The following is an 8,309-nucleotide window of genomic DNA, read 5'->3' on the forward strand; positions in this document are numbered from 1 at the left end:
CTACATGACTGGACAACGCATCGGAATAATAGACATCGGCTCCAACTCCATTAGACTCGTTGTTTACGAACGAACGGTGAATGGCGCTCACCGTGTCGCTGACAGCAGCAAAAGCTCTGCTAGATTAAGTGAACGAGTCGATGATGAAGGTAAACTTTCAAACGAAGCGATTGATGAACTTATAGAGACGCTGCGCCATTTCACTTTAATCTGTGCGCATAATCATACGGAACAAATTCGCGCGGTTGCAACGGCAGCCATTCGCAATGCTAATAATCGTACTGAGATACTTAATCGTATTGAAGCAGCCACCGGCCTCATTATAGAATTATTGTCCGGAGAAGAGGAAGCTTCTTACGGGTTTCTAGGTATGATTAATTCACTTAACATTCGCGACGGCTACCTCATTGATATTGGCGGAGGCAGCACCGAGCTATCATTATTTCGTAATCGGTCGCTTGTCCATACCATATCGCTCCCATTTGGGTGTGTCAGCTTTAACAAACGCTTCGGAACAAAGGGAATGCTAAGCGATGAGGATATAAAGGCGTTAGAAGCTCTGGTACTTGATGCCATTCGTCATGAAACATGGATTGGAACTACCCCTGGATTGCCCCTTGTTGGTGTCGGAGGTACGGTCAGAGGACTTGGGAAAATGCATCAGGCTATACACAAATATCCTTTCCCACAGACCCATAATTATCCGATCACTGGGGAGCAGACCAATGAACTTTTTGAACAAATACGCAAGCTTCCTTTAGACAAAAGACGTAAGCTACCTGGCTTATCCAAAGATCGCGCTGATGTCGTTGTTCCTGGGGTAGCTATCCTGCGTGTATTATTCCGTGCGACCAAAGCGACGCATTACCGTATTTGTGGCGCTGGATTACGTGATGGTCTCTTTCATGCAACTAGATTCGCTAATCATCCGAAGCTCGACAATGCTCTTTCCTATAGCTTGAGCAATCTAATTGCCTTGCATCCGGAAGCGCCGCGCGCTCATGTCATGCAAGTGAATCGATTAGCGCTTGAGCTATACGATTCATTGAATAATGTTTACTCAATGGATTCGCATTCCAGAATATTATTGGATACGGCGTCGCAGCTTTTCCGAATCGGAGCATCCATTGACTATTACGAGTATGCCAGACATTCCTTTTATCTAATCATTAACTCACATTTAAACGGCTTGACTCACCGAGAAATCATAATGACAGCTGCAATTGCTTCCTTCAAAAGTAAAAGCCGTGTACGCAATCAAGTTTCACCATACAGAGAGCTGCTGAACGATTTCGATCTTGACACTATTTACAAGCTTGGCATCTTACTGCAGCTGTCTGCTGCTCTAGATCGTACCGAAACGCAAGCCATTGGCCAGATTAACATTCAAGCATTAGGGACACAGCTGCTGCTGCGCCCACTACATCCTAAAGGCTCGCTTGCTGTTGAACGCCGGGAAGTCGAGGAGCTTAGTTCGGAATTTAAAAAGCTCTGGGGAACCGCTCCAATGCTAGATCTTCCTGCTAACCCAGACCCTTCCATGATTCAATAGCTCTCGCTTCAAATTGACTTCGGAATGTTTTACTATCACTGACCACATGCTCATATACACCACTCGATTTCAATTCTCTAGCCTTAACATTGTCCTTCATATTTAGCTGAAGCATTTTGATCAGTATTTGACGTAATTTAACGTCAAATACTGGGCACATCAGCTCAATACGCCGAGTTAAATTCCGTGTCATCCAATCCGCACTGGACAAATAAACTTCCTCTTCCCCACCATTACAAAAATACATGATTCTTGAATGCTCCAAGAAGCGGTCAACGATACTAATAACTTGTATATTCTCACTTAGACCTGCTACACCTGGTCTTAAGCAGCATACTCCCCGTACAATAAGGACAATTTTCACACCCGCTTGCGATGCTTCATACAATTTATCGATCATGTCTTGATTAGACAATGAGTTCATTTTTGCAATTATGCTAGCTGGCTTACCCGCCAATGCATTTATTCGCTCGCGATCAATGAGACGATGCAGCTTTTCTTTCAAATCGGATGGAGCAACTCCAAACGCCTTCCATTCATAAGGTGAAGAGTAACCTGTTACTTCGTTAAATAAAGCGGAAGCATCCGCCCCGATAATCGGATGAGATGTAAACAATCCGATATCGGTGTATAAAGTTGCTGTGCTGTCGTTATAATTGCCAGTTCCAACGTGGACGTAACGACGCAGTGTCCGCTGCTCACGACGAACAACAAGCAATATTTTAGCATGTGTCTTCAAGCCAACTAAGCCATAAACGACATGACAGCCAGCCTTCTCAAGTTGACGCGCCCACGCAATATTCCGTTCCTCGTCAAACCTTGCCTTCAGCTCAACTACGACCGTAACTTGCTTCCCGGCCTCTGCCGCCTTAGCAAGCGCTTGAACAAGCGCAGATTGCCCACTGACGCGATACAGTGTCATTTTTATAGCCAACACATCAGGATCATATGCTGCTTGCATCACAAAATCATTTACCGCATCAAATGATTCATAAGGATGGTACATCAAAACATCACGCTGACGAATGACTTCAAACATATCGTCTGTATCGTCAAACTCACGCGGGTAAATAGGGTCCATCTTTTCATAACGCAGATTATCGTATCCAGGCAATGAATTGACGAACTTCATTAGGAAACTCAAATCGAGCGGACCGTCAATCTCAAACAAATTATCTTCAATTTCGAGCTCTTCCCTTAGCATTTCGAGCGCATATGGATGAATGCCCTTAGCAACCTCGAGACGAACCGGTATACCCCAGCGCCGACGTCGAAGTTCCTTTTCAATTTCCTCCAGCAGATCCTCCGCGTCCTCTTCATTCAGCATTAAATCCGCATCACGCGTTAATCGAAAGGGGTTTACTGAAAATGGAATATATCCGTTGAATAAGGTATCAATAAACTTTTCAATCAAATCCTCTAGCAGTACAAATTCTGTTTTCTTACTATTCATCCTTCCTGGCACAGGGACAAAGCGTGATAAAATCGAAGGTACTTGTACGATTGCAAAAAATGGTTCTTCGTCATCAAGATCGCCCTCTCGCTTAAGCAGAACGGCCAAATACAGCTCCTTCGTATGTACGAGCGGAAAAGGTCTGCTCTGATCGACGGCCATAGGAGTCAGCACTGGAAATACGATTTCATGAAAATAATCGGATATCGCTTTCGTTTGCGTAGCGTTCAACTCATCAATAGATCGTATGAAAATACCTTCACGGCTTAAACTTCGAAACACTTCCCTATATGTACGATACTGATCATTTACCATTTGTGTTGCACGTTTTATAAGTCTTTTCCAAAGGCCTGACGGGGTATATCCTGTAAAATCAGTTTTGGTCAAACCGGCTCTCACCTGAATTTGTATGCCAGCTACCCTTACACTCATAAACTCATCCAAATTGCTCGTTACAATCGCTAAAAACTTGGCACGCTCCAGCAGCGGGTTATTGATGTCCTGCGCCTCTTGAAGCACTCTGCGATTAAATTCAATCCAACTCAAATCCCGATTTACATAGTGCGACAAATGCTTGTTCATTTACACGCCTCCTGAAAGGTTTACGAAGAAATGAGCATATGCTTAGGTTACAAAGCAATAAAGCTCGTTCAATACGCCCCTATACGTTCCTATTATGAAGCATGACTATTATAGCAATGTTAACCTTTTGTAAAGATGAGGTAAAAATTAGAATCTCCCGATTTTAAAATTACCGTTTTTCATTCGTTTCTCAAGCCATTGTAGTAATATTTGACGATAAAACAAACGCGTCGTTGGTATTAATAGCGTTATACCTACGATATCCGATAAGAAACCAGGCACTAGGAGAAGAATACCTCCTGCAAGTATACATAAACCATCTAAAAGCATTCGACCAGGTATTTGTCCTTGCTGCATTTGAAGCTGTGCTTCCATCCAAACCTTCCGTCCTTCTGCCCGAGCTAAATACGCACCCACAAACCCCGTAAGGATCAGTATGAAAAAAGTATTCCAGCCGCCTAACCAAGCGCCGACCTGCAATATTCCCCAAATCTCCACAAAGGGTATAATTATTAAAACAGCAAGCAGCCATTTGTTCATTGATTTTCCTCCTTCAAAAGTTTTACGAAGTAAAACTTACTTCGAAAGCATACGCTTAGTTTTACGAAGTAAAACTTACTTCGATAACAGCTCATATAAGTCAGGCAGTACTTTGTTTAAACGCGAAGGCTGCCATCCTGCATTTACCCATACATGCTTTGTTCCGCCTTCTACAAGCAGCTCACCAGGCAGTTGATCGCCTTCAGGATGCTCCGCTGCATGAAAGTCAGCCAACTCGACTCTTCTTATTTGTGATTCGAAGGAGAGTCGTACAGGCGAATACTCAGATATTCGTGTACATACAAGGATGGTATCATCATAACGAGCAGGCAGTAGGTAACGACATTGCAGATCAACAACTGGGAGTAATAAACCACGATCCTCAATCGTTTTATAATTATAACCTGCATTCCTTATCCATTCTGTACGTCCCACTTCAAACCAGGTTACATAATTACCATGAAAAACGACACCCATTTGGTCGGTTTCCTGATAACGGACACGAATTGGATGCATAAACCATTTCGAATTGGATTTCATTAGATCCCTCCTAGAACAACTGCATAATCATTCACTTCACAGAGCTATGATTAGCAAAAAGCGACGGTGAAATCACCATCGCTTTTTGCTTCGTTTTATTTGTTTAAATAGGCTGCCCTATTATAGTACTTTTGATTGGCCGTGATAGATAACGCCTGTTTCACCATAAATCGTTACTTCCATACCATCCTTAAGCAATTCAGTTGCATTGTTTACCCCAAGAATAACTGGGATTCCAAGGTTTAGACCTACAACTGCTGCATGGCTAGTAATTCCGCCTTGTACGGTAATAACAGCTGCTGCTTTTTCAAATGCAGGCATATATTCTTTGTCCGTAGATACGGTAACAAGAATGGAGCCTTTAGTTGTTTTAGCAATAGCCTCCTGAGGTGTAAGTGCCACTACTACTTTACCTGTAGTCGTTTGGCTGCCAATTCCTTGTCCACGAGCCAAAAGCTCACCAATATGGTGAATTTTGATAAGATTAGTCGTACCTGAGCGGCCAATTGGAACGCCAGCTGTAATGACAACAGTATCGCCAAGGCTTAGTAAGCCAGTGCTCATGCCGCCTTTAACTGCATTTTCGAACATTTCATCAGTCGTATCAGCTTCAGGACCCAAAACTGCCTTTACTCCCCAGATAAGGGAAAGACGACGCATAACTCTCTCATCTGTAGTAACAGCAATAATCGGTGATTTAGGCTTGTACTTCGAAACCATACGAGCTGTAAAGCCGCTTTGCGTCGATGTAATAATTGCTTTTGCGTTTAGGTCAAGCGCCGAGTTAGCTACCGCTTGGCTGATTGCTTCCGTAACAGTAGTTTGCTGAGCATTCACTTGCTTCATGAAAATCTCACGATATTCAAGTGATTCTTCCGCACGCTCTGCAATACGAGCCATCGTTTGAACCGCTTCAACTGGGTATCTTCCTGCAGCCGTTTCGCCGGAAAGCATGATAGCATCTGTACCGTCGAAAATCGCATTCGCTACGTCACTTGCTTCTGCGCGAGTAGGACGCGGATTGCGTTGCATGGAATCAAGCATTTGTGTTGCTGTAATAACCGGCTTGCCTACACGGTTACCTTTTTTGATCATATTTTTTTGAACGAGCGGCACTTCTTCCGCTGGAATTTCAACACCCAGATCTCCACGAGCAACCATCAAGCCGTCTGACACTTCAAGAATCTCATCAAGATTGTCTACGCCTTCTTGATTTTCGATTTTGGAAATGATTTGAATATGACCTGCATTATGACGCTCAAGAAGCTCACGAATTTCAAGTACATCGCTTGCTTTACGAACGAATGATGCTGCGATAAAGTCAACGCCTTGCTCGATACCGAAAACAATATCGTTAGCATCCTTCTCTGTAATACCAGGCAATGAAATTTTCACGCCAGGTACATTAACGCCTTTTTTACTTTTAATTTGACCACTGTTAACGATACGGCATATGATTTCAGTGCCTTTTACTTCCTCAACAGACAAACCGATCAAACCATCATCGATAAGAATTGTCGATCCGATGGTAACATCTTTCGGAAGATCAGAGTAAGTAATCGGAACACGATTGATATCACCCAAAATCTCTTCAGTTGTCAATGTAACAAGATCGCCCTGTGTTAATTCGATCGGCTCTTCTTTCAGTTTGCCTAGACGAATTTCAGGACCCTTCGTATCAAGAAGAACAGCTACCGATGTACCCATCTCAGCATTTGCAATGCGAATGTTTTTAATCCGGTTGCCGTGCTCTTCAAAATCACCATGAGAGAAGTTAAGACGAGCTACGTTCATTCCTGCAAGTATTAATTTTTTTGTGTTCTCCAACGATTCGCTAGATGGACCAATCGTACAAACAATTTTAGTTTTACGCATGTTATGTTTCCTCCGTTTATTGCCTGAATATTCTAAACTGCACATATAATGAAACGATTCCCCACTGCTTGTACAGTGGAAAAAATCGATTGTACACAAGATTTAATTTACGGTTGGTGTAGCTTCGGGTGCTTGATTAGCCTCTGCCGGTGCTTCTATTGTTGCTTGAACAGGTGCATCTTGTTCTGACTCGCTTTGCACGACCAATGATTGTTCCTCAGCAATGCGGTAAGGACCAACCTTTCTAAATTTATTGTAACGGTCCTCAATCAACTGCTCAGGGCTTAACAACATCAGTTCTTGCAAATGATGCCATAGCTTTTCTTTAAGTTGTTCGGCCTGAAAAGCAAGGTCGCGATGAGCGCCTCCTCGAGGCTCAGGAATAATGTCCTCAATAACGCCAAATTCCAGTAAATCTTTTGCCGTTATTTTCATAGCTTCGGCAGCTACATCCGCTTTAGTAGCATCCTTCCAAAGAATAGATGCCGCTCCATTTGGAGAAATAACAGAATATATCGCATTTTCCAGCATAAGTACACGGTTGCCCACGCCTAAAGCTAATGCGCCACCGCTGCCGCCCTCACCAATAACGATACATATGATAGGCACACCGAAACCAGCCATTTCCCGCAGGTTACGTGCAATCGCTTCCGATTGGCCTCGCTCCTCCGCGGTGTTGCCTGGGTATGCGCCCTTTGTATCTATAAACGTAATAATAGGACGCTTAAACTTGTTAGCCTGCTCCATAAACCTTAGTGCTTTACGAAAGCCCTCGGGATGTGGACTACCAAAGAAACGAGCGATGTTCTCACGAGTATCCTTACCGCGCTGATGTCCAATTACAGTAACCGGCACACCATTTATTTTGGCAAGTCCACCAACAATAGCAAGATCATCAGCAAAGAGACGATCTCCATGAAGCTCCATAAAATCGGTAAATACGGTTTGGATAAAATCAAGCGAAGTTGGGCGCTGATGATGCCGCGCCATATGCATCTTCTGAGCAGGGGTCAATTCACTGTACAGCTCGTCTTCCATCTGCTTGCACTTTTGCTCTAAGMGTAAAATTTCTTCGGAGAAATCAATCCCTTTCTCCTCGCTTAGCCCTTTTAGTTCCGTAATTTTCTGCCGCAAATCGACTAGCGGCTTCTCAAAAGGCAACTCACCCGCCATGGGATATCCCCTCCCTTACGCAATGCATATCGAGCAGCTTTGCCAACGTAGGCTTCATATCTTTGCGGTGCACCACTTTGTCCAGCTGTCCATGCTGCAAATTAAACTCAGCCGTCTGGAACTTATCTGGAAGTTTCTGACGAATAGTCTGTTCAATAACAATACGACCAGCAAAGCCAATAAGTGCGCCTGGCTCGGCCAAATTATAATCGCCCAAGCTCGCAAAGCTAGCTGAAACTCCGCCCATAGTAGGATCGGTAAAAATCGAAATGAACAAACCTCCAGCACCTTGAAACTTTGACAATGCTACACTTGTTTTGGCCATTTGCATTAAACTCAAGATGCCTTCTTGCATCCGAGCGCCGCCTGAAGTAGAGAAAATAAGAAGCGGCAGCTGTTTTTCATGAGCCGCTTCGATTGCTCGAGTTATTTTCTCCCCAACAACAGATCCCATACTGCCACTAAAAAAATCAAAGCTCATGACCGCAACAACAACTGGAAAACCACCGATCATGCCTTCTCCAGTTATAACCGCATCGCGCAGATTGGATTTGCTCTTCTGCTGCTCAAGCTTGCTCTGATAGCCTGGAAAGG

General features: G+C 43.7%; 7 protein-coding genes. 1 reads left to right on the forward strand and 6 read right to left on the reverse strand.

Features of this window, described 5'->3' with window-relative positions; genetic code table 11:
* Positions 1–1,552, forward strand: a 1,552-nt coding sequence (locus AC1DWN_RS21710; RefSeq protein WP_477560985.1) for a Ppx/GppA phosphatase family protein, incomplete at its 5' end; no start/stop codon positions are given.
* Here AC1DWN_RS21710 and ppk1 read toward each other — a convergent pair.
* From ppk1 to AC1DWN_RS21740, 6 genes are all read right to left on the reverse strand, one after another.
* Complete coding sequence (gene ppk1, locus AC1DWN_RS21715) at positions 1,524–3,587, reverse strand: polyphosphate kinase 1 (RefSeq protein WP_477560986.1); 2,064 nt, start codon at positions 3,585–3,587, stop codon at positions 1,524–1,526. The genes AC1DWN_RS21710 and ppk1 overlap by 29 nt on opposite strands.
* Positions 3,588–3,734: 147 nt before the next feature.
* Positions 3,735–4,127, reverse strand: coding sequence for an FxsA family protein (locus tag AC1DWN_RS21720; protein WP_477560987.1), 393 nt, complete (start codon positions 4,125–4,127; stop codon positions 3,735–3,737).
* Positions 4,128–4,202: 75 nt separating this feature from the next.
* A complete protein-coding gene (locus AC1DWN_RS21725; protein WP_477560988.1) occupies positions 4,203–4,667 on the reverse strand; it encodes an acyl-CoA thioesterase in 465 nt (154 codons plus the stop codon).
* A gap of 120 nt (positions 4,668–4,787) precedes the next feature.
* Positions 4,788–6,542: a pyruvate kinase gene (gene pyk / locus AC1DWN_RS21730; protein WP_477560989.1), complete on the reverse strand. Its 1,755-nt coding sequence runs from the start codon at positions 6,540–6,542 to the stop codon at positions 4,788–4,790.
* A 102-nt stretch (positions 6,543–6,644) separates the two neighbouring features.
* Positions 6,645–7,715 (reverse strand): acetyl-CoA carboxylase carboxyltransferase subunit alpha, encoded by a 1,071-nt coding sequence (locus AC1DWN_RS21735; RefSeq protein ID WP_477560990.1) that lies wholly within the window; start codon positions 7,713–7,715, stop codon positions 6,645–6,647.
* The coding region (locus tag AC1DWN_RS21740) for an acetyl-CoA carboxylase carboxyltransferase subunit beta (RefSeq protein ID WP_477560991.1) at positions 7,705–8,309 on the reverse strand (605 nt) is incomplete at its 5' end. The genes AC1DWN_RS21740 and AC1DWN_RS21735, both read right to left, overlap by 11 nt.

It is taken from the genome of Paenibacillus sp. P4_A7 (assembly GCF_056402455.1).

Coding starts and splice junctions, on each gene's coding strand:
- AC1DWN_RS21720 (WP_477560987.1), bottom strand. CDS start 4,127: ATGAACAAATGGCTGCTTGCTGTTTTAATAATTATACCCTTTGTGGAG.
- pyk (WP_477560989.1), bottom strand. CDS start 6,542: ATGCGTAAAACTAAAATTGTTTGTACGATTGGTCCATCTAGCGAATCG.
- ppk1 (WP_477560986.1), bottom strand. CDS start 3,587: ATGAACAAGCATTTGTCGCACTATGTAAATCGGGATTTGAGTTGGATT.
- AC1DWN_RS21725 (WP_477560988.1), bottom strand. CDS start 4,667: ATGAAATCCAATTCGAAATGGTTTATGCATCCAATTCGTGTCCGTTAT.